The organism is Citrobacter sp. Cm046 (assembly GCF_030333065.1).
GTDB classification, from domain to species: Bacteria; Pseudomonadota; Gammaproteobacteria; order Enterobacterales; family Enterobacteriaceae; genus Citrobacter; species Citrobacter murliniae.
In genome coordinates this window covers 150,469-170,778 of record NZ_JAOWGP010000036.1, presented here as the reverse complement: position 1 = coordinate 170,778, position 20,310 = coordinate 150,469, and the positions used below count along the sequence as shown (strand labels likewise).

General features: G+C 51.8%; 21 protein-coding genes. 7 read left to right on the top strand and 14 right to left on the bottom strand.

Features of this window, described 5'->3' with window-relative positions:
* Window positions 1-14 precede the first annotated feature (14 nt).
* Together aroL and OGX98_RS07470 are read right to left on the bottom strand one after the other, a co-directional pair.
* A complete protein-coding gene (gene aroL, locus OGX98_RS07475) occupies window positions 15-560 on the bottom strand; it encodes a shikimate kinase AroL (protein WP_045440429.1) in 546 nt (181 codons plus the stop codon).
* A 185-nt stretch (window positions 561-745) separates the two neighbouring features.
* Window positions 746-1,201, bottom strand: coding sequence for a YaiI/YqxD family protein (locus tag OGX98_RS07470; protein WP_045440426.1), 456 nt, complete (start codon window positions 1,199-1,201; stop codon window positions 746-748).
* A 148-nt stretch (window positions 1,202-1,349) separates the two neighbouring features.
* Between OGX98_RS07470 and proC the strand changes: the two genes are divergently transcribed.
* A complete protein-coding gene (proC, locus tag OGX98_RS07465; protein WP_048221961.1) occupies window positions 1,350-2,159 on the top strand; it encodes a pyrroline-5-carboxylate reductase in 810 nt (269 codons plus the stop codon).
* 15 nt (window positions 2,160-2,174) lie between these two features.
* Here the strand turns inward: proC and adrA are convergent, their stop codons facing one another.
* From adrA to OGX98_RS07440, 5 genes are all read right to left on the bottom strand, one after another.
* Entirely contained in the window at window positions 2,175-3,290 is a 1,116-nt protein-coding gene (adrA, locus tag OGX98_RS07460) for a diguanylate cyclase AdrA (protein WP_144243049.1), read from the bottom strand.
* Window positions 3,291-3,381: 91 nt separating this feature from the next.
* Window positions 3,382-3,702, bottom strand: a complete 321-nt coding sequence (psiF, locus tag OGX98_RS07455; protein ID WP_045440421.1) for a phosphate starvation-inducible protein PsiF — start codon at window positions 3,700-3,702, stop codon at window positions 3,382-3,384.
* 130 nt (window positions 3,703-3,832) lie between these two features.
* A complete protein-coding gene (gene phoA / locus OGX98_RS07450) occupies window positions 3,833-5,248 on the bottom strand; it encodes an alkaline phosphatase (protein WP_225760577.1) in 1,416 nt (471 codons plus the stop codon).
* 106 nt (window positions 5,249-5,354) lie between these two features.
* On the bottom strand, window positions 5,355-5,597 hold the full coding sequence (locus OGX98_RS07445; RefSeq protein ID WP_045440415.1) for a sigma-S stabilization anti-adapter protein IraP: 243 nt from the start codon (window positions 5,595-5,597) through the stop codon (window positions 5,355-5,357).
* A 210-nt stretch (window positions 5,598-5,807) separates the two neighbouring features.
* The gene (locus OGX98_RS07440) at window positions 5,808-7,004 is read right to left on the bottom strand and encodes a multidrug efflux MFS transporter (RefSeq protein ID WP_045449472.1); all 1,197 of its coding nucleotides are present in this window, start codon (window positions 7,002-7,004) and stop codon (window positions 5,808-5,810) included.
* 300 nt (window positions 7,005-7,304) lie between these two features.
* Here OGX98_RS07440 and ddlA point away from each other — a divergent pair, with 300 nt between their 5' ends.
* Window positions 7,305-8,399 (top strand): D-alanine--D-alanine ligase, encoded by a 1,095-nt coding sequence (ddlA, locus tag OGX98_RS07435; protein WP_286595063.1) that lies wholly within the window; start codon window positions 7,305-7,307, stop codon window positions 8,397-8,399.
* A 154-nt stretch (window positions 8,400-8,553) separates the two neighbouring features.
* Here the strand turns inward: ddlA and OGX98_RS07430 are convergent, their stop codons facing one another.
* On the bottom strand, window positions 8,554-8,772 hold the full coding sequence (locus OGX98_RS07430) for a DUF2754 family protein (protein WP_045440413.1): 219 nt from the start codon (window positions 8,770-8,772) through the stop codon (window positions 8,554-8,556).
* A gap of 261 nt (window positions 8,773-9,033) precedes the next feature.
* Between OGX98_RS07430 and OGX98_RS07425 the strand changes: the two genes are divergently transcribed.
* Window positions 9,034-9,357, top strand: a complete 324-nt coding sequence (locus OGX98_RS07425) for a DUF2755 family protein (protein ID WP_045440411.1) — start codon at window positions 9,034-9,036, stop codon at window positions 9,355-9,357.
* Here the strand turns inward: OGX98_RS07425 and OGX98_RS07420 are convergent.
* Both OGX98_RS07420 and sbmA read right to left on the bottom strand, forming a co-directional pair.
* The gene (locus OGX98_RS07420) at window positions 9,342-10,445 is read right to left on the bottom strand and encodes a DUF1615 domain-containing protein (protein WP_048221964.1); all 1,104 of its coding nucleotides are present in this window, start codon (window positions 10,443-10,445) and stop codon (window positions 9,342-9,344) included. The genes OGX98_RS07425 and OGX98_RS07420 overlap by 16 nt on opposite strands.
* 13 nt (window positions 10,446-10,458) lie before the next feature.
* Window positions 10,459-11,679, bottom strand: a complete 1,221-nt coding sequence (gene sbmA, locus OGX98_RS07415; protein ID WP_045440405.1) for a peptide antibiotic transporter SbmA — start codon at window positions 11,677-11,679, stop codon at window positions 10,459-10,461.
* A gap of 375 nt (window positions 11,680-12,054) precedes the next feature.
* On the opposite strand from sbmA, the gene ampH reads away from it, so the two are divergent.
* Together ampH and hemB are read left to right on the top strand one after the other, a co-directional pair.
* Window positions 12,055-13,212 carry a D-alanyl-D-alanine-carboxypeptidase/endopeptidase AmpH gene (ampH, locus tag OGX98_RS07410; RefSeq protein ID WP_045440403.1) on the top strand — a complete coding sequence of 386 codons (1,158 nt, stop codon included), beginning with the start codon at window positions 12,055-12,057 and terminating at the stop codon, window positions 13,210-13,212.
* 156 nt (window positions 13,213-13,368) lie between these two features.
* Entirely contained in the window at window positions 13,369-14,343 is a 975-nt protein-coding gene (hemB, locus tag OGX98_RS07405; protein ID WP_286595062.1) for a porphobilinogen synthase, read from the top strand.
* A gap of 77 nt (window positions 14,344-14,420) precedes the next feature.
* Here hemB and tauD read toward each other — a convergent pair whose 3' ends face one another.
* The 4 genes from tauD to tauA are packed head-to-tail and all read right to left on the bottom strand — an operon-like array spanning window position 14,421 to window position 17,834.
* A complete protein-coding gene (gene tauD, locus OGX98_RS07400) occupies window positions 14,421-15,272 on the bottom strand; it encodes a taurine dioxygenase (protein WP_045440398.1) in 852 nt (283 codons plus the stop codon).
* The gene (gene tauC, locus OGX98_RS07395; protein ID WP_045440395.1) at window positions 15,269-16,096 is read right to left on the bottom strand and encodes a taurine ABC transporter permease TauC; all 828 of its coding nucleotides are present in this window, start codon (window positions 16,094-16,096) and stop codon (window positions 15,269-15,271) included. Before tauC ends, tauD begins: the two co-directional genes overlap by 4 nt.
* On the bottom strand, window positions 16,093-16,860 hold the full coding sequence (tauB, locus tag OGX98_RS07390) for a taurine ABC transporter ATP-binding subunit (protein WP_225760574.1): 768 nt from the start codon (window positions 16,858-16,860) through the stop codon (window positions 16,093-16,095). The genes tauC and tauB overlap by 4 nt, the downstream gene beginning before the upstream one ends.
* Window positions 16,861-16,871: 11 nt before the next feature.
* Window positions 16,872-17,834, bottom strand: coding sequence for a taurine ABC transporter substrate-binding protein (tauA, locus tag OGX98_RS07385; protein WP_045440390.1), 963 nt, complete (start codon window positions 17,832-17,834; stop codon window positions 16,872-16,874).
* 255 nt (window positions 17,835-18,089) lie between these two features.
* Here tauA and OGX98_RS07380 point away from each other — a divergent pair, with 255 nt between their 5' ends.
* Window positions 18,090-18,719 (top strand): response regulator transcription factor, encoded by a 630-nt coding sequence (locus tag OGX98_RS07380; protein ID WP_048221969.1) that lies wholly within the window; start codon window positions 18,090-18,092, stop codon window positions 18,717-18,719.
* Window positions 18,719-20,260, top strand: coding sequence for an MASE1 domain-containing sensor histidine kinase (locus OGX98_RS07375; RefSeq protein ID WP_048221970.1), 1,542 nt, complete (start codon window positions 18,719-18,721; stop codon window positions 20,258-20,260). Before OGX98_RS07380 ends, OGX98_RS07375 begins: the two co-directional genes overlap by 1 nt.
* Window positions 20,261-20,310: the final 50 nt, after the last annotated feature.

The window sequence follows — 20,310 nt, the reverse complement described above, 5'->3', positions numbered from 1 at the left end:
TGAGTGGATGAGCTTTAAGTATAGACACCACCCTGTAACCGTGACGCCGGCTGCGACAGTAGCCCCAGAATATCGGCAACAACCTGAGAAGGTTTATTTGTTGCATCAACAATGTAGTGCGCCGCTTCCCGATACAGGACATCGCGCTGCTCCAGCACTTCCTGCACTTCTTCAGTTAATGGTTTACCGGTCAAGGTCGGGCGTAACCCTTCTTCCGGCGCGGCCTCCAGGCGGTTAACCAGTACTGATACGGGTGCGCTTAAATAAATGACTACACCACTATTGCGCATGTAGTGCCGGTTGTATTCGGTGAGAATGATACCGCCGCCGGTCGCAACAACGGTTAAAGGTGCGGTAACGGCTTCCAGAGCAGCCGTCTCCTGGGCGCGAAACCCCTCCCATCCCTCTCTTTCGACAATTTCCGCCACGGTCATTTGTACATGAGATTGCAACCAGCGATCGGTATCAACAAATTGGAAATCGATAGCCTTGGCGAGCGCCATTCCGGTTGTCGTCTTACCACACCCCCGGGGGCCAACAAGAAAAAGAGGTTGCGTCATCACAGAAATTCCCCAGAGAACCGCAAGCGAGCGGGATCTGATGCTGTTAAAGTTATAATCATACCATCAAACTAGTACATCACCAAAGTGTAAACAATACACTCCACTTAGGGCAATTAAATTAATTAAGCCCTACTATAACAAGAATTCACCATGATGAAAGTGTAAAAAATAAATTACAGCCACTATTTTCTGCGCTGAACTTCCAACCACCATTTATCAAGTTCAGCTGCAAAATGCTGGCGATCGCGTGGTGAAAGACTATCAGGCCCGCCGGTCTGGATCCCACTGGCACGCAGGGTATCCATAAAATCACGCATCGTCAGGCGTTCACGGATTGTCGCTTCGGTATAACGTTCTCCGCGTGGGTTTAGTGCAGCCGCACCTTTTTCAATAACCTCAGAAGCCAACGGGATATCCGCCGTGATCACTAAATCGCCCACATTACACTGGCGCACAATCTCATTATCTGCGACGTCAAACCCGGCAGGAACACGTAAAGTACGGATTAAACGCGAAGGCGGGACGCGCAAACTCTGATTTGCCACCAGAATCAGCGGCATCTGCATACGTTCAGAAGCACGGTATAATATTTCTTTAATCACATTAGGACACGCATCCGCATCCACCCATATTGTCATATCACCTCCCGACTCATGTGCAATCGCGTATTGTCTCGTGCTTTTACTTTCCAGCAAAGTGCTGTTTCTCCTTCTGAACACATTCATTCCGCGCTAAGCTTACCTTTCCCAGGTAAAACAACGAGTATCACGTATAGGGAGTGACACAATGGACAAGAAAATTGGGTTTATCGGCTGCGGTAACATGGGCAAAGCGATTCTTGGCGGCCTGATCGCCAGCGGCCAGGTTCTCCCCGGACAAATCTGGGTCTATACCCCTTCCCCCGAAAAAGTCGCCGCCCTGCACGACCAGTACGGCATTAATGCAGCACAATCTGCGCAGGAAGTCGCGCAAATTGCCGACATTGTTTTTGGGGCCGTGAAACCAGGCATCATGATTAAAGTGCTGAGTGAAATTACCTCCAGCCTGAGCAAAGATTCACTGGTCGTATCTATTGCGGCTGGCGTCACCCTCGATCAGCTCGCCCGTGCATTGGGTCATGACCGCAAAATTATTCGCGCAATGCCAAACACTCCGTCACTGGTTAATGCCGGTATGACATCTGTGACACCAAACGCGTTGGTTACACCAGAAGATACCGCTGACGTGTTGAATATTTTCCGCTGCTTTGGTGAAGCGGAAGTCATCGCAGAATCAATGATTCACCCAGTCGTTGGGGTCAGCGGTTCAGCACCGGCATATGTTTTTATGTTTATCGAAGCAATGGCGGATGCAGCTGTTCAGGGTGGCATGCCGCGCACACAGGCGTATAAATTCGCGGCACAGGCGGTGATGGGATCGGCCAAAATGGTCCTCGAAACGGGTAAACATCCTGGTGAGCTGAAGGATATGGTGTGTTCGCCTGGTGGAACCACCATTGAAGCTGTTCGTGTCCTGGAAGAACGCGGCTTCCGTTCTTCGGTGATTGAAGCGATGGTTAAGTGTATGGAACAATCGGAGAAACTCAGCAAATCCTGAGTGGATAACCGGACGTCAGGCCGCCGCTTCAGTGCGGTTACGTCCGGAATTCTTTGCTTTGTATAACGCCATATCCGCCGATTTTAACCATTCTCGATAATGTTCAGTCTCTGCGGTCAGGGGCGCCACACCCACGCTAATCCGCAGGGCAACCTGCGGAGCGCATGATAAGCGTAACTGGCTGAGCCGTTCGTGGACCCGCGACATTGCTGCAATAGCGTTGGCTGCCGGCGTTCCGCACATAATCACAGCAAACTCATCACCGCCAAAACGCCCTATGACATCACTGCCGCGTAATGTCATCTGCAATTGACGAGTCAGAGCGACGATAGCCTCATCCCCGACGTCATGTCCCCAGGTATCATTGATGCTCTTGAAGTGGTCGATATCAATAATCAGTAACGTGGCATCACGCTGATAGCGACGACAATTATCAAATTCATTGCGCAGTAAAAATTCCCAATGGCGTCGGTTATACACCCCGGTCATACCATCCCGCGTACTCATCACCTGCAACCGACGTTTATGCTCCGCCAGCTTTATTACCGTTTGATAGCTGACCCAGGCAAACAGCAACGGATAAATAACCAGCACCGGCAAAGATAGCAATACGCTCAATTGTGTACTGCTAAAAGCAACGGAGATAGCCGTTAACTGCAACGTGACAAGGCATGAAACCACCAACAACACGGCACCCGCGATGAATAATCGCACACCACCTGCGCCCATCAGGTTGATGCAGATAATCATCAGCAGTGCCGTGGATGGCAGCAGGTTAACCCCCATAATCCCCATCCACATACCCGCCAGGATCGCATCCGCTTTTAAATTAGTGAATTCACCATGTTGAGGATCTTCTGCTTTGCTCGCCAACTGCCACGCCAGGTGTGGCCAGACAAAGGCCCATCCCACCAATAACAGCCACCAGCCGCCGGTAATCGGCTGTGAAACTAATACAGAAGCAATGGGGAAAAACATTCCCCCCAGCCCTACCGCACGCGGCAGCCTGATCCGTCGGGCAAATCGCAGTCCGGAGCGCTGATGGTCATTTCGATGAAGTGATAATAACGCTTCATTCTGTACGACCTTTTTTTGATAGAAATTTTCATCATTCATCGTATTTGGGAATATTCTGAAACAAATTTCCCAAATTATAGGAAGGGGTCTGGCGGTGAAAGTATGATATTTCGGGTGAGCGATTTTCTCTGCTCACCCGTATGTATTACGCAGCTTTTTTCAGACAGGCACTCATAAACTTATTACGATCATCGCCTTTCAGAGACTGCTCTGTCGCCTGGACATTGCACTCACGCATTTTCTGCTGCTGTGGCGTCAGGCTCTTTTCCTCTGGAGCAGATTTACTGTTTTTCAGGCAATCACTCATGTACGTCTTACGGGCATCCCCTTTTAAGGTTTGCGCCGTCGCTTGCTGGTTGCAGGTGGTCATACGCTGTTGTTGCGGGGTTAATGTCTTCTCGGCAGCACCGACGGTAGTTAAGAAAATCAGACCAAATAGCAACGTAACCAGTAATGTTATTTTCATAGCACCATCCTTTTATAAGCATGCAACTCTAAACGCCGCCCTATTCTGAACGACAGCATGTAGGTATAAGTCTGGCTGCTAAACACAAAAAAACCACCCGACAGCAATAGTATTGCCGCCGGATGTCTGCTTATTTAAGCCCTAATGCGGCTTTCATGGTGTAGAACAGATCGGTTTGGTCGGTCAGACCGACAACATTCGCAGCATGTGGTCCATAGGCCGCAATACGCAACTGGCTGCCGGTATGCTCCTGGGATTCTTCCTCGGAGTTGCCGTAGCTTATAACCATTACCGCGCCATCTTTGGTGTTCAGTGCCTGGGTTAAACCTGGAGCCTTCGTATCCGGCGCAACAATCTGGCTGGAATGGGCGTGATCGGCGGTAACTACAACCAGGGTGTTGCCATCTTTCTTCGCAAATGCAAGCGCACGCTGCACCGCCTCATCCAGATCGACCGTTTCTCCAATCTGCCCACATGGGTTAGCGGCGTGATCCTGCTTATCGATTGACGCCCCTTCAACTTGCAGGAAGAAACCTTTCTCATTTTTGCTCAACAGCTCAATCGCTTTATCCGTCATCTGTGCCAGCGTGGGCACGGTATCGTTACGCTTTGGGTTCGGCGCACAAGTCACGACGGGTTGATCTATGTTGCCGTGATATGACGCTTTCGGACCTTCCCAGCGTACCGGCATGTTGCCCTCGGAGAACAGACCCAGCAACGGTTTATCCTGATTGGCTTCAGTGATTGCTGCAAGCGTTGCGGCATCGCTCACCAACTGATATCCACGCGCCTGTGCCTGTTCACGCAGCGTTTTCCCCTGCCAGTCACCTGCTGCCGCGGTCTCTGCAAAGGTTTTTGCCCCACCGCCAAGCGTAACATCGGCGCGGGCGTTCAATAATTGTTCCGTGATCGACCCTTTACCACCTTTTTCCAGCGCATTGGTCGGGCATTTTTCAGCGGTTACACTCGGACCGTAGCATTTACGTGAGGTCACATGCGCTACCAGGGCAGCCGGAGTCGCATCCTGCAACTCAGCAGTAGAAACGTTGCCTGTCGCCAGACCTGCGGCTTTCGCCATTTCCAGAATCGTGATGTGATCTTTTTCGTGAATATCAACGCCCAACGCGCCATTGTAGGTTTTAACGCCGGTCGTCCACGCCGTTGCTGACGCCGCAGAATCCGTTACATAATCAGGTTTACCCGTTTTTTTATCCAACGCGTAATGTGTGTATTGCCCGGTCAGAGGTAATGCATCAATACCTTTAAAAAATCCACCTGCGCCTTCGGCATAATTGCGAGCTGCTGTAATTTCTGAATCCCCCATGCCATCACCGATCAATAAAATAATATTCCGGGCAGGTTTATCAATCAGTGAATCACGCAGAGCCGCCGTTTGATCAGCGGTTAATCGGCGCGCCCCACCTGGCGTGGTGATATCCCCCTGAGCGGCACGATTATCCATAACCGGTACAGCAGATGATTCAGCATAAATAACCGGGGTAAACAGTAATGGTAACAGGGCAATAGCGAGTGCACTTTGTTTCACTTTATTTTCTCCATGTATAAATACAGTAAAATTAAAACAAAGTGACTATAAGTATTTGATGTGACACTTTTATGATGTCAGGGGGTAGTGAATTTCTGGAGATCGCTCAATACGTTTTTGGTAGGCTTTCACCCGGATTATGCAGAGTTGTCAAAAATGCCGGCATACGGCTTACGCCCGCCAGCGCGCCCTCAATTTGACGAATCAATATTTGCTGATCATTTTTCGCCATATTGCTTAGCATCTCCATGATAACCCACTCTAACGTTTCTACCTGGGCAGCCAGCTCCTGCGACTCTTCTTCTTTTTGGGCAAGCTTAAGTAGTAACTCAGTGACGAGATTTTTCATTTTCGTATTCCCTTTACAAAATATGGGTCACGTTAGCATTATGGCTCACGACTGCCTAGGGGATGAAAGTTGTATTTTTATAAATAATAAGACGTTTTGCGAAAACAATCACAACACAAAATAATGTGCAATGCCCCTTACTCCAGAACTATTCCATATTAAAGAGTAAGGGGATGAATAATCACACAGATATACAATACCTACGTGAGCTTAGTGCGCAAGACGCCGGCGTCGTAACGCGATGGCCAGTTGCCAGATATTAATAAGTACAATACATGCGGTCGCGATAAAAACCCAGCGGAAACCCGCCATTGCCGATACCGTTGCGCCCATTAATGGCCCTGCGACGTTACCCAGATACATAAACGACTGATTATACCCAAAGATGCGACCGGTAATCTGATCGCTGGAATATTTGACCAGCAACGTCTGCACAGCAGGTAGCATCGCGCCATCGGCAAAACCAAGCAGGAAACGCAATATTCCCAACTGCAATGGCGTAGTAACCCAGGACATGGCGAAAAAGAGCACCACGGCGAAGATTAACGTCGCCATAAGAATTCGCTCCGTGCCAATTCGATCGCCCAGTTTTCCAAGTCGGGGCGCCGATATCAGCGCCGATACGCCAGGTACCGAAGCAATTAAGCCGCTGAGAAAAGCAATGTTTGTGCTGTCTGGCACCATAGATTTGATAAACAGTGCCAGAATGGGACCTATTGAGCCGTTACACAGCTGAATAACCATAGTGGTAAAAAACAGGCTAATCACCAACGCCGGATAAGGCAGTGAGGCGAAAACCGCCTTGCCGCTTAAACGTTCACTTTTTTTAATCGTCGGACGTACGCCCTCTTTAATTAAAAACAATGTGACCAGAAAACTTACTACCAGCAGCGCCGCAGTAATACAAAATACCGCCCTTAAGCCGATATGATCGGCAATAAACCCACCCATCAGCGGCCCGCCAATAACACCGCTAATTTGCGCCGTAGAGAGCGTACTCAGCGCCCAACCGCTGCGTTCACGCGGTACCTGTGACGCGACCAGCGCCATCGCATTGGGGATATATCCCGATGTTAACCCCATCACGCCACGGAGCAGGAAAAGCTGCCAGACGTTAGTCGCAAATGCCTGCAGTAAAATCGCGATGGCCATCCCTAACGAAGCGCGCAATAGCATTAATTTGCGCCCTTTGCGATCGGCTAAGCTACCCCACATCGGTGCAACAATGGCAGAAATAAGAAAAGTGACACTAAACGTTAAGCCGGACCACATCGACAGCGCTTCATGCGAGGTCACCCCAAGCTGGGAGATATAGAGCGGTAAAAAAGGCAGGATTTGACTGATCGCCAGTCCGGTAAAAAAGCACCCGAACCAAACGGAAATAAGGTTAACTCTCCAGGATTCCATAAGACTCATAACGATAAGCAGCTGAAAACTGCGAGCAGCTTAACAAATTACGTATCCAGACGGAGGTTCAGCGGTGCGATGTATCACAGTTTAGTATTTTATCTCCCCGCTCATCATAATTGTGATATCCATCACATCAAATCCACACTTTACACAGGTGATTATGCTTTAACCAGCGCACTCGGGTTTAAACAAATTTGTTCCCCTGTACTTCACGAAAACATTCTGCCAGAAGCCGAGGAATCCTGCGTTTTGTCGTGGTAATGTATGTGCTTTGCATTCATGGAATGGGTTTTTAAGATGGCAAAGTTGCGGGTAGGAATCGTATTTGGTGGTAAGTCAGCAGAACATGAAGTGTCATTGCAATCGGCTAAAAATATTGTCGATGCCATCGACAAGACTCGCTTTGATGTTGTGTTGTTAGGTATTGATAAACAAGGGCAATGGCACGTCAGCGATGCCGGTAATTATCTGCTTAATGCAGACGATCCGGCTCATATTGCGTTGCGTCCTTCACCAACCAGCCTCGCTCAGGTACCGGGTAAACAAGAGCATCAACTGATCGACGCGCAGAATGGTCAGCCGCTGCCAACGGTGGATGTTATTTTTCCAATCGTTCACGGTACGCTGGGAGAAGATGGTTCTCTGCAAGGCATGCTACGCGTAGCGAACTTACCGTTCGTCGGCTCCGATGTGCTTGGTTCCGCAGCCTGTATGGATAAAGACGTGACCAAACGTCTGCTGCGTGATGCCGGGTTAAACATCGCACCATTTATTACGCTCACCCGCGCAAACCGCCACACCATCAGCTTTGCCGAGGTTGAATCACGCCTGGGTCTCCCACTGTTCGTGAAACCTGCCAATCAGGGGTCATCCGTTGGCGTTAGCAAAGTCACCAGCGAAGCACAGTACAACCAGGCCGTCGCGCTGGCATTTGAGTTCGATCATAAGGTGGTTGTGGAACAAGGGATCAAAGGCCGCGAGATCGAATGCGCGGTACTGGGGAACGATCACCCCCAGGCCAGCACCTGTGGCGAGATCGTTCTGAACAGTGATTTTTACGCTTACGACACCAAATACATTGACGACAACGGGGCAAAAGTTGTCGTTCCTGCGGTGATTGCGCCAGAAATTAACGATAAGATCCGCGAGATTGCGATTCAGGCATACCAGACGCTGGGCTGCGCCGGCATGGCCCGGGTGGATGTATTCCTGACTGATGAAAACGACGTGGTGATCAATGAGATCAACACGCTGCCAGGCTTTACCAATATCAGTATGTATCCAAAACTGTGGCAGGCGAGCGGTTTAGGCTATACCGATTTGATCACCCGTCTGATCGAACTGGCGCTGGAACGCCACGCTGCGGATAGTGCGTTGAAAACCAGTATGTAAAACTGACCATAATGCCTGATATACCCTAAATATTTCGGGTTACAGAAAGGCGGCCACGCCGTGAATCCCCAGGAGCTTACATCAGTAAGTGACTGGGGTGAGCCAGGAAAGTCAACACTCCTGCAACTTGAAGTATGAGGGGTATAACAAAACGTTATTGGGTATCTTTCACATCATCAGCTTCCACACGACGGCGAATAATGAGTCCGGCGAGCCAAAAACTGATCACCCATGTGACCAGCCCTACCGCATAGGTTTGCCATCCCTTAGCTTCAAAACCCAGTAATCCCACCACACCATTCAGAATAAAGATAAGCCCAATGGCGAACGCATAGTAGTGCCAGTCACGGCGAATTTTAGCAGGCAGGTTCATAGCAGCTCCGGAGAAACACACATTAGGCGCATCCTCGCACATTTTCCCAGAGACGTCTGTGGCGTATGCGGAATTTCTTAAATGTCACAAAATTTCACTTAAGGTTAAAGATTTGTGACCATCTGCAAAAAACTTAAATCCAGGAATAATCCCTGGCTGAAATTACCATCATTCTGATATTGACAATGGCGATCACCTGTCAGACTCACTGTCAGTTGTTGGCATTACGTCGAAAGAAGCAGGTTATTTCCGGAGGTCTTTATGGCTGATTTTACGCTCTCTAAAACCCTTTTTAAGGGCAAGTATCGGGATACCTCCTCCCTGACCGGCAATATTGCGTATGCCGTATTTGTACTGTTCTGTTTCTGGGTGGGAGCACAGATTTTAAATCTGTTAGCTCACGCACCCGGAATTTACGAGCAACTGATGCAGCTACAAATGCAGGAAACCGGACGTCCACGAATCGAAATCGGTTTTGGCGTCGGTACGATTTTTGGCGTGATCCCCTTCCTGGCCGGAGGGCTGATCCTTGGCATCGTCGCTGGCTTTATGCGCTGGCGCCAACGCCATCATAAAGCAGACTGAGCCATACATTTCGCCCGGCGCTCGTCCACCCGTTTAGCAAACCACGCAGTGGTCAGGTTGCGGGTGATCTTCGGACTTTCCAGTTGAATACCCGGCAGCATTTCACGGGGTAACGCTTTGCCCACCTTCGCTTCAGCCAGCTTATAGACCTTCTCATAAAGCGCGGTCTCTTCAAAAGCAAGGCTGTCGCCCTTTTGCAGTTGACGCCGAATATCGCTCTCACTCATATTCAGCTTCCCAACCAGTTTACGTACTGCCAGCTCCGTTTTACCTGGATCTTTGCTGTCGTAGCGAATCAAGTCGCCATCCAGTTCCAGCTTCACACCGCTGGCTTTACTGACAGCGTTCTGGAAAGCGGCATTCCGGCTGGCGTACCAGCCCGCATTAAAGTCAGCGAAACGGAAAACAGGTGCACTATAGTTCGCCGGATAGTTCAGCAAATGATAAGTTCCGAACCATAGCCCACCACGGCGACTGAACACTTCCTGACGCACTGTTCCTGCCATTTTCCATGGGTATCCCGTCGTGTGCTGTTCCGCAAACGCAATGCTGACCTGCATCGGACCGCCGGTATGAACCGGATTTAGTGAACCAAACAGCGTCTGTCCCATCGGCACCATATTGATAAAATCATCAAAGATGGCGCTAAGCTGCTTTTCCGTCTTCACTGAATCCAGGCGCTCACTGTAGCTTTTTCCTGTCGGGGAATTAATCTTCAGTGCGGTATGAACCAGAAACACCGGAATATGCATACGCTCAGCACGACGGTCGATCTCTTTCCAGGCAATTTTACTTAAGCCAGGAACGACCGGATCGGCCTGATAGTTGGACTCCTGCTGCGCCACTGCCAGCACCGAACAGACGTTCTCGACCGTCGGTGCCAGCTTCTGGCTTTCAAACGTCTTCGCCAGATCCTGCGCCCAGGCGTCTCTGTCCTTCACACTGGACGGCATTTTCTGACGCACGACGCTCGCCACATCGACGGCTTTCTCCCCTTTTTTTAACGGCTGCGAGGGTTGGCTGCTACACCCCACCAACACCAGTACAGCCAGACAAGACCAGGGGTAAAGACGGGAAACCGTCGACATAACATCTCCTTTGTTAACTAAGTGTATTGGTAACTACCTGAATTTCCTGGCCATCTAGCTCACGTTCAAAGCTGCGCAGACGCTTATAGATAGACATCAGTTCGACTAACGTCGTCCAGGAGTTAATCAGATACTGGAACGATCCTCGCACCTGTCCAAACACGTTGGTAATTTGCGTCATCAGACCGAGCGTAATCGTACCGGCAACAATCGATGGAAACAGCAGGAACAAGCCGAAAACGTTATCAACCTGCAGGTAAAGAATGCGGGCGATATTGAAGTACATATAGTGAAAATAGAGGCGGAAATAGTTCTGACGCACCGCGTGAAACAGTTCGCGAACGGTAGGTGGCGTCGCGCGGTTGGCATCGTCTTCACCGTACACCAGTTCTTTACGATAAGCCGCTTCCACACGTTGGTTTTTGAACTCCAGACCCGGAAGTTTTATCCCCACTACCGCCAGCATCCCGGTTCCCATCAGCGACCAGACAATCGCAGCAATCACCAGACCATAAGGCACATGTCCGACTATTGGCAAATCAGGGACATGCGCAGAAAGCGTAACCAGTACCGGCAAGAAGGCAATCAGCGTCATGATGGCGTTGATAAAACTGACGCCCATATCTTCCAGCGTCGAGGCAAAACGCATAGTGTCTTCCTGCACACGCTGCGCGGCACCTTCGATATGACGCAGATGCTGCCAGTGCGCCATATAATGTTCGTTCATTGCGGTACGCCAGCGGAAAACATAATGGCTGACGAAGAAATTGTTCATCACGCCAATGACGACGGCAATCAGCGCAATACCAAGAAAGATCCCCACTTCATGATAGAACTGCTCAATTTTCACCTTATGGGGAGCGCTGAGTGCAGTTTGAATCAAATCATAAAATGGCGCATACCAGGCGTTAACGGCGACCCCGACTTCAACCAGAAACCAGGTCACAAAGATAATCAGCGACGTGCCGAGTATGGACCAGTACTGCCAGCGATGTGGACTGTAGATAAACCAGAACAGCGCGAACAGGCCGACGCACAAAATGTAGTAAGCATAAAAAATCAGATAATCCAGCGACCAGAATCGCGCTGCGCTAATCGGTACGTCCCCCGATGCGCCAGTAATGCGCGCCACCCAGGCTCCCCCACCTGCCTGCCAAAATACAACGGCAACCAGTGCCCAAATAAATGCCGAAATAAAGAACGGCCCCGGCTTTGGGAAAAAAGACTTAAACATAGTGCTCTCCTGCTAACTTCTTATCGTTATGACGACTGCTGTGCATTTGCCACAGACGGTGGCAAGACGGCTAACGCCCAAAAACACAAGCTGAAACCGACCATTGTGACCAGAATCAGCGAACTTAGTTCGCTACCCGGTTCTGAAGAATTGTTTCTGTGGTTTTCACCTAACACTGCGTTCCAGCATATTCAGATTATCACAGCGTAAGATCACAAAAGCGAACATCCACTATCAGGGAAAAGCTCACGTTTACTCATCGTTACGTTTTTCACACTATCATTGGCGTATTAGCGCTTTGCAATATGCCGTTCAGTAGTATAAATACGCATACGCACGTCACCTTTTACTTCCTCTAACTCATGGACACCACCGTTGAAACGTAGTCTGCTTTTTTCTGCCGCGCTGTGTGCGGCGTCATTGACATCTGTCCAGGCGGCACAGCCTATAACCGATCCGGTCTTCGCCTCCGACATCGTTGATCGCTACGCCGATCATATTTTCTACGGCAGTGGGGCTACGGGGATGGCACTCGTGGTGATTGATGGTAATCAGCGCGTATTTCGCAGCTTTGGTGAAACGCGCCCCGGCAATAATGTTCACCCGCAACTGGATTCCGTGATTCGAATCGCCTCGATTACTAAATTGATGACCAGTGAAATGCTGGTTAAATTACTCGATCAAGGCACGGTAAAACTCAACGATCCGTTGAGTAAATATGCACCTCCCGGCGCACGCGTCCCCACATATCAGGGAACGCCAATCACCCTGGTGAATCTGGCAACGCATACCAGCGCCCTGCCGCGCGAACAGCCTGGCGGTGCAGCAAAGCGTCCGGTATTTGTCTGGCCTACGCGCGAACAGCGCTGGAGCTACCTTTCTACCGCGACGCTGAAAGCCGCACCAGGATCGCAGGCTTCGTATTCAAACCTGGCATTCGACCTGCTGGCCGATGCGCTGGCAGCGGCGTCCGGTAAGCCTTATCCGCAACTCTTTGAAGAGAAAATCACCCGACCGCTCGGGATGAAAGACACCACTTTCACCCCCTCACCCGATCAGTGCAAACGTCTGATGGTCGCGGAAAAAGGGGCCAGCCCGTGTAACAATACGCTGGCGGCGATGGGCAGCGGCGGCGTCTATTCTACGCCTGGTGATATGATGCGCTGGATGCAACAGTATCTCTCATCTGACTTCTATCATCGTAGCCAGCAGGCTGACCGGATGCAGACACTGATTTATCAGCGTACACAGCTGACCAAAGTGATCGGAATGGATGTACCAGGCAAAGCCGATGCGCTTGGTTTGGGTTGGGTGTATATGGCACCGAAAAATGGTCGTCCGGGGATTATTCAGAAAACCGGCGGCGGCGGTGGATTCATTACTTACATGGCGATGATCCCGCAGAAAAATGTCGGCGCTTTTGTCGTGGTCACCCGTTCTCCGCTGACCCGATTTACCAATATGAGTGACGGTATCAATAATCTGGTCACAGAATTAAGCGGTAATAAGCCGCTGGTCATTCCCGCGTCCTGATTGACTGCTCAAAAGGCAAACGGTTGATGCGGACCCGTTTGCCTGATTCACCCAGCCGCATTCTCCGGTATGCCACAAGAAAGCAACTTTCATAAACTCCCTTCACTCTGGTTCGGGTATACTACGGCCTTCGATTCCACAAACATCAGGCATACCATGACAGACCTAATCCAACGCCCTCGCCGCCTGCGCAAATCCCCTGCGCTGCGCGCTATGTTTGAAGAGACAACACTCAGCTTAAATGACCTGGTGTTGCCGATCTTTGTTGAAGAAGAACTCGACGATTACAAAGCCATCGAGGCGATGCCCGGCGTGATGCGCATTCCGGAAAAACATCTGGCAAGCGAGATTGAACGCATTGCCAATGCCGGTATCCGCTCGGTGATGACCTTTGGTATTTCCCACCACACAGATGACACCGGCAGCGACGCCTGGAAAGAAGACGGGCTGGTAGCGCGCATGTCTCGTATCTGCAAGCAAACTGTCCCGGAAATGATCGTCATGTCCGATACCTGCTTCTGTGAATACACCTCGCACGGTCACTGCGGCGTGTTATGCGAACATGGTGTTGATAACGATTTGACCCTTGCCAACCTCGGCAAGCAGGCAGTCGTCGCCGCTGCTGCGGGTGCTGATTTCATTGCCCCTTCCGCTGCGATGGACGGCCAGGTACAGGCTATTCGCCAGGCGCTGGACGCCGCGGGTTTCACCGATACCGCCATCATGTCCTACTCCACCAAGTTTGCCTCATCGTTCTACGGCCCGTTCCGTGAAGCCGCAGGCACTGCGCTGAAAGGCGATCGTAAAACCTATCAGATGAACCCAATGAACCGTCGCGAGGCGATCCGCGAATCGCTGCTTGATGAAGCGCAGGGCGCAGACTGTCTGATGGTAAAACCGGCTGGTGCATACCTTGATATTCTGCGTGATATCCGCGAACGCACGGAACTGCCGATTGGCGCCTATCAGGTCAGCGGTGAGTACGCGATGATCAAATTTGCGGCGATGGCCGGAGCAATAGATGAAGAGAAAGTGGTGCTGGAAAGCTTAGGGTCGATCAAACGCGCGGGCGCGGATCTGATCTTCAGCTACTTCGCACTGGATCTGGCAGAGAAAAAAATACTGCGTTAAGTTATTTTGCCAGATGGCGCTTCGCGTTATACGGCCAGCCACATTGTTGGCCAGGTCAGCGAAGCGCCAGCAGGCAATCAGCCCGCACGGAAGTATGGTTTGTCCCCCAGAATCGTCGCCCGATGCATAATGCGTCGCTGCGGCAGATAGTCAGCATTAGCATAATGCTGCGTCACACGGTTATCCCAAATCGCCACATCGTTGGGCTGCCAGCGCCAGCGCACCTGAAACTCCGGTTTAGTGATGTGGGCAAACAGGAATCCGAGCAGCGCTTCACTCTCTTTCTCCGTCACATCGACAATCCGTGTCGTAAATCCCTCATTCACAAACAGTGCCTGTTTACCGCTCACCGGATGCGTGCGCACGACCGGATGCAACAACGGCGGATGCTTTGCTACCGCCTCCAGCCAGCGCTGGTGCTCCTCTTCAGTCTTACGATATTTAAACTCCTGAAATGACTTACGGAAATCATGTTCAGCCCGCAGACCGCTTAGCAGTTGGCGAAACGGCGCAGATAGCGCCTCATAGGCGGCAATTCCGCTGGTCCACAGCGTGTCACCACCGGTTGAGGGCAGCTCTTTAGCTGCAAGAATCGCCCCGGCAGGCGGCGTCTCAATAAACGTCACATCGGTGTGCCAGTTGTCATTATCCGGCGGATTATCATTATGCGTATCCAGCACGATAATCTCCTCCACTCCCTCAGCATGGGGATAGACCGGATGAATATGCAGATCGCCAAAACGCAGCGCCAGCGCCCGTTGTTGCTGCGGCGTAATAACCTGATCGCGCAGGAATACCACCTGGTGGCGCAGTACCGCATGGTACAACTGTTCAAACTGGTTATCGCTCAGTGGACGGGTCAGATCCGCACCTGTTATCTGTGCCCCAATATACGGCCCCAGCGGGCTAATACTCAGACGTTCACTCATTGTACTTCTCCATGCCAGGGCGTCAGACGGCGCTGGAGCGCACGCAGACCCAGTTCTAAAATAAAGGCGATAACGGCAATCACCGCGATCCCCGCCAGCACCACATCCGTTGCCAGAAATTCACCGGCTGACTGCACCATAAAACCTAAACCTCGCGTCGCGGCAATCAGCTCTGCTGCCACCAGCGTCGACCAGCCCACGCCCAGTCCGATGCGCAATCCGGTAAGAATTTCCGGCAATGCCCCCGGTAAAATAACAAACCACAATACCTGTATACGGCTGGCCCCCAGCGATTGCGCGGCCCGGATCCTCACCTGCTGCGCGCTTTTTACGCCCGCCAGTGCCGACATTGCAACAGGTGCAAAAATGGCCAGATAGATCAGCAAGATCTTGGAGGTTTCGCCGATCCCAAACCAGATGACCATCAGCGGCAAATAGGCCAGCGGTGGAACCGGACGATACAGTTCGATAATCGGATCGAGGATACCGCGCACAGTCGGACTCAGCCCCATCGCGATCCCCACAGGAACACCAAGCAACACCGCTGCCAGCAGAGCTATCACAATACGCGTCAGACTTGCCGCCAGGTGCTGCCACAACGTGGCATCCATAAAGCCTTGCGGCCCGGCAATGGTAATAAGTTTTTGTAACACCAGCCCCGGCGAGGGTAAAAACAGTGGACTGATCAATTGCAGAGCTGCCACCGTCCACCATATCGCCAGGATAACGGTCAACGTACCGAGACTTAACGTAATCTGGCGAGAGAACGGCCAGCGCCAGCTCAGCGCGCGCTGCCGGGGTTTATCGTTAATCACCACACTCATGAAAAAGCCTCCCGTTGTTCAAAGACGCGGCTTAACACATACTCACGCATCGCGATAAACTGCGGATCGGACTTAATACTGCGGCTGTCTTCTCCGGCCACAAAGCGGCGGGAGAAATTGAGCGGCAAACGTTCAAGCACCCGGCCAGGACCTGGGGACAGCAGCACCAGTTCCGTTGCCATAAACACGGCCTCTTCGATATCGTGGGTGATCAGCAGCACCTGTTTACCCGTCTCATACCAGAGCTTAAGAAGCAGGGTTTGCATCTGTTCGCGGGTAAACGCATCCAGCGCACCAAACGGCTCGTCCAACAGCAACAATTGCGGATTCGCCGCCAGCGCCCGGGCAATACCCACGCGCTGACGCTGACCGCCAGAAAGCTGCCAGATAAAGCGTTTTTCTGCGCCCTCTAATCCAACTTTCTTCAACATTTCCAGAGCGACACGTTGACGCTGCATTTTCTCTACGCCAGCCAGTTGCAGACCGAACCCGACGTTATCCTGCACGTTACGCCAGGGCAGCAGACCTTCGTTCTGGAACACAACGCCACGTTCAGCCCCAGGACCTTCGACCTTTTTCCCTTCCAGCAAAATACTGCCGTGCTGATAAGGTACAAATCCGGCAATCAGATTCAGCAACGTGGTTTTCCCGCATCCTGAAGGCCCAAGCACCACCAGCAGTTCACCGCCATCCAGGGTCAGATTGATATCGTCCAGCGCAGGTTTTCCACCGTAACTGGCGGCAAGATGAGAGATTTGCAGCATCAGCGCCCCCTTTATTGCACAAAGCGATCGGTGACGTACTGGCTGTAGTCCGTCGCTACGGCAGGCACTTTCCCCTGCTCTTTGAGGAACTGCGCGGTGTCGATAATCGCTTTGTTTACCGGCCCGGTCAGTTCGGCGGTTTGCTGTTGCGGTGTCAGATAGGTATTACCCTTCACCAGCGCAGGAATGTCTGCCTCCGGCACTCCACTTAAGCGCGACAGCTTGCTGATATTTTCCGGCTGCTTCAGCCACTCATCGGGGTTAGCGATATAGGGCTGCTGTGCAGCAATCGCGCTTTTGGCAAAGGCTTTCACTACCTCAGGATGCTTCTCGGCAAAATCTTTACGCACCACCCACACATCCAGCGTCGGCGCCCCCCATTCCCCCACTTTTTCGGAGTCGGTTAATACTTTGCCGTCTTTTTCCAGTGCATTTACCGCAGGCGCCCAAACGTAAGCACCATCAATGTCTCCGCGCTGCCAGGCGGCAATAATCGCCGGAGGTTGCAGATTCACAATCTCCACCTGGCCAGGCTTAATACCCCAGTGTTTGAGTGCAGCCAGCAGGCTGTAGTGGGTCGTGGAGATAAACGGCACGGCGATACGTTTACCAATCAGATCCTGCGGTGTGCTGATATTTTTCTTTACCACCAGCGCTTCGGAGTTACCCAGTTTTGAGGCCAGCAAGAAAACCTCAATCGGCACCTGCTGACTGGCGGCGACCGCCAGCGGGCTGGAACCGAGATTGCCAATCTGCACATCGCCGGAAGCCAGTGCCCGCACGATGCTCGCGCCACTATCGAACTTACGCCAGTCAACGGTGGCCCCGCTCTCTTTGGCAAAGGTGTTGTCCGCCTGCGCCACTTTGGCGGGTTCGGCGGAAGTCTGATACGCGACGGTGACATTGACCGCCTGCGCCTGAAATGCAACCAATGCCAGTACGGCAAGGAGTGTGTTACGCGATGAAATACCCATGATTGTCTGCTCCCCTGTCTTGTTATGGAGGCAGTATTTCGTTGCGGCTGAATTTGATAAAGGAATTAAAAATTCTGGCTAAGAACAAAGCGTTTTTAGAAAAAAACCGGCAAAGGTTAGTGATTTTCCACAAAAACCGCGCCACGCCTTTTTATTGCGATTTTGTTACATCCGTTACATAACTATACCTGATTGATTGCCAGCACAGCCCTGGCAGGCATCATAGACGTCATTGTCAGACAAGAGAGCAATATCATGATTCATGTTGTGCTGGTGGATGACCATGTGGTGGTGCGTTCCGGCTTTGCGCAATTACTCAGCCTCGAAGATGACATTGACGTCATCGGTCAGTACAGCAGCGCGGCACAAGCCTGGCCCGCATTACTGCGCGATGACGTCAACGTGGCGGTAATGGACATCGCCATGCCGGATGAAAATGGTCTGAGCCTGTTAAAACGACTGCGGTCGCAGAAACCCGGCTTTCGCGCCATCATTCTCAGCATTTACGACGCGCCTACATTTGTTCAAAGCGCACTGGATGCCGGAGCCAGCGGCTACCTGACCAAACGCTGCGGCCCCGAGGAATTAGTACAGGCTGTACGCTCAGTGGGTATGGGCGGGCATTACCTGTGTGCCGATGCCTTACGGGCGCTACGCGGTGGTGAACAGCCCGCGCAGGTTCTGGAAGTACTGACCCCACGCGAGCGGGAAGTCTTTGATCTGCTGGTCAAAGGCGATAGCGTGAAAGAAATCGCCTTTAAGCTCGATCTCAGCCATAAAACTGTCCATGTCCACCGCGCTAACGTACTGGGCAAGCTGCAATGTCACAGCACCATCGATCTGGTGCATTTCGCCCTCGACCACCAGTTGCTGACGGGGCATTAATGTCACGATCGGCTCGCCATGGGGTGATCTCACTTTTTATCCTGTTGGCCTGGGGATCGGGCTGGCTGATGCTGTGGACGCTAGGTTTTTACCTGACCCATAACGGCCAACAGGCGGCGTTATTTCTGCCTCACGGCGTCTACCTTGCTCTGCTGATCCTGCTTTCGCGCCGTTACTGGCCCGCGCTGGTGCTGCCACCGGTGCTGATGCTGTTGTGGTTGCACAGCGAGCAGTTGTTGAATGGCTACATCCTGCTGGCAGCACCGTTTATCAGCCTGATCCCAGCGAGCATTGGGCAATCCTACTGGCACCGCTTCCCCCTTTACTGGCAGCGATTAACGTTGTTACTGGCCGCGGTCACCGTGACGTCATTACTCAACACCGCCCTGCTTTCGCCCTTTATTCAAAGTCCGGCTATGTTGACGGGTCTGGCATCGTTTACCGGTGGCGTGTTGCTGACGCCATTTGTCTATCTGATCTACGAGTTTCTCCGCCAGCAGCACCGGTATCATTTGCTCGGTCTGGATACCACCAATCCACCGCTGCGCACGTCGCTTATTATCTGGTGCAGCCTGTTTTTTATTATCGGCATCGGTACGCAGATGGTTCTGTCACCGGATATCGAGCGCCTGCTACTGATCGTGGTATTCCTGCCAAACGTGGTGATGGCGTGGAAATTTGGCTGGCAGGGGGGCGTATTGTCCGGGCTACTCGGCAGCATGATGATCACCATCGCCCGGCAGATAGGCGTAGGATTCAGCAATCTACTCGAACTGGAGATTTTTCTCGCCACCCAGGCACTGCTGGGCATCGGGCTGGGGATCGCCATCAGTCGCCAGCAGCATCTGGCGCAGAACCTGCATCATTATCGCCAGCGTCTGGAATCTGAACTGACAGCGCGGCGAGCGTTGACCGAACAACTGATCCGCACCGAAGAAAATACCCGCAAGAACCTGGCGCGGGAACTGCATGACGAAATTGGCCAGAACATTACCGCGATTCAAATCCAGTCGCAGTTAGTCAAACGGGCGCACAATCCACAACAAACGCTCGAGGCCGCCAATCAGATCAACGATCTTGCCCGACGTATTCACCACTCTACCCGTCAGTTGTTGCGCCAGTTACGCCCTCCCGCTCTCGATGAACTGTCCTTTAAAGATGCGCTACATCATCTGGTGAACGAATTTGCGTTTGCCGAACGGGGTATTCGTTGTCGGTTTGAGTATCAGATGGAAAATACGCCAGAAAATGAAACGGTCAGATTCACCCTTTATCGTCTTTTGCAGGAATTACTCAATAACGTCTGCAAACATGCAGACGCCAGCGAGGTGTCGATTGCGTTACGCCAGCGAGAAAACAGCCTGCATCTGGAAGTTGATGATAACGGCGTCGGTATTCTACCCGAAAAAATCCCTGGCTTCGGTATCCAGGGAATGCGTGAGCGCGTTAATGCACTCGGCGGCGAGTTGACGATCGAATCGCAGAATGGTACGCGGGTAATTGTTAACCTGCCCACAAATTTGCAACAAACCCGCCATTAACCAGGAAAAAGTCTTAGTCAGTCCGGACTTTCTCTCATCCCCTTTCGGTT

Bases quoted from the DNA above. Each gene is read 5' to 3' on its own strand.
- psiF (WP_045440421.1), bottom strand. From the start codon at position 3,702: ATGAAAATAACATTACTGGTTACGTTGCTATTTGGTCTGATTTTCTTA.
- proC (WP_048221961.1), top strand. From the start codon at position 1,350: ATGGACAAGAAAATTGGGTTTATCGGCTGCGGTAACATGGGCAAAGCG.
- tauB (WP_225760574.1), bottom strand. From the start codon at position 16,860: ATGCTGCAAATCTCTCATCTTGCCGCCAGTTACGGTGGAAAACCTGCG.
- OGX98_RS07440 (WP_045449472.1), bottom strand. From the start codon at position 7,004: ATGGAATCCTGGAGAGTTAACCTTATTTCCGTTTGGTTCGGGTGCTTT.
- tauA (WP_045440390.1), bottom strand. From the start codon at position 17,834: ATGGGTATTTCATCGCGTAACACACTCCTTGCCGTACTGGCATTGGTT.
- OGX98_RS07430 (WP_045440413.1), bottom strand. From the start codon at position 8,772: ATGAACCTGCCTGCTAAAATTCGCCGTGACTGGCACTACTATGCGTTC.
- tauD (WP_045440398.1), bottom strand. From the start codon at position 15,272: ATGAGTGAACGTCTGAGTATTAGCCCGCTGGGGCCGTATATTGGGGCA.
- hemB (WP_286595062.1), top strand. From the start codon at position 13,369: ATGACAGACCTAATCCAACGCCCTCGCCGCCTGCGCAAATCCCCTGCG.
- sbmA (WP_045440405.1), bottom strand. From the start codon at position 11,679: ATGTTTAAGTCTTTTTTCCCAAAGCCGGGGCCGTTCTTTATTTCGGCA.
- OGX98_RS07445 (WP_045440415.1), bottom strand. From the start codon at position 5,597: ATGAAAAATCTCGTCACTGAGTTACTACTTAAGCTTGCCCAAAAAGAA.
- OGX98_RS07375 (WP_048221970.1), top strand. From the start codon at position 18,719: ATGTCACGATCGGCTCGCCATGGGGTGATCTCACTTTTTATCCTGTTG.
- ddlA (WP_286595063.1), top strand. From the start codon at position 7,305: ATGGCAAAGTTGCGGGTAGGAATCGTATTTGGTGGTAAGTCAGCAGAA.
- OGX98_RS07425 (WP_045440411.1), top strand. From the start codon at position 9,034: ATGGCTGATTTTACGCTCTCTAAAACCCTTTTTAAGGGCAAGTATCGG.
- OGX98_RS07420 (WP_048221964.1), bottom strand. From the start codon at position 10,445: ATGTCGACGGTTTCCCGTCTTTACCCCTGGTCTTGTCTGGCTGTACTG.
- OGX98_RS07380 (WP_048221969.1), top strand. From the start codon at position 18,090: ATGATTCATGTTGTGCTGGTGGATGACCATGTGGTGGTGCGTTCCGGC.
- aroL (WP_045440429.1), bottom strand. From the start codon at position 560: ATGACGCAACCTCTTTTTCTTGTTGGCCCCCGGGGGTGTGGTAAGACG.
- tauC (WP_045440395.1), bottom strand. From the start codon at position 16,096: ATGAGTGTGGTGATTAACGATAAACCCCGGCAGCGCGCGCTGAGCTGG.
- OGX98_RS07470 (WP_045440426.1), bottom strand. From the start codon at position 1,201: ATGACAATATGGGTGGATGCGGATGCGTGTCCTAATGTGATTAAAGAA.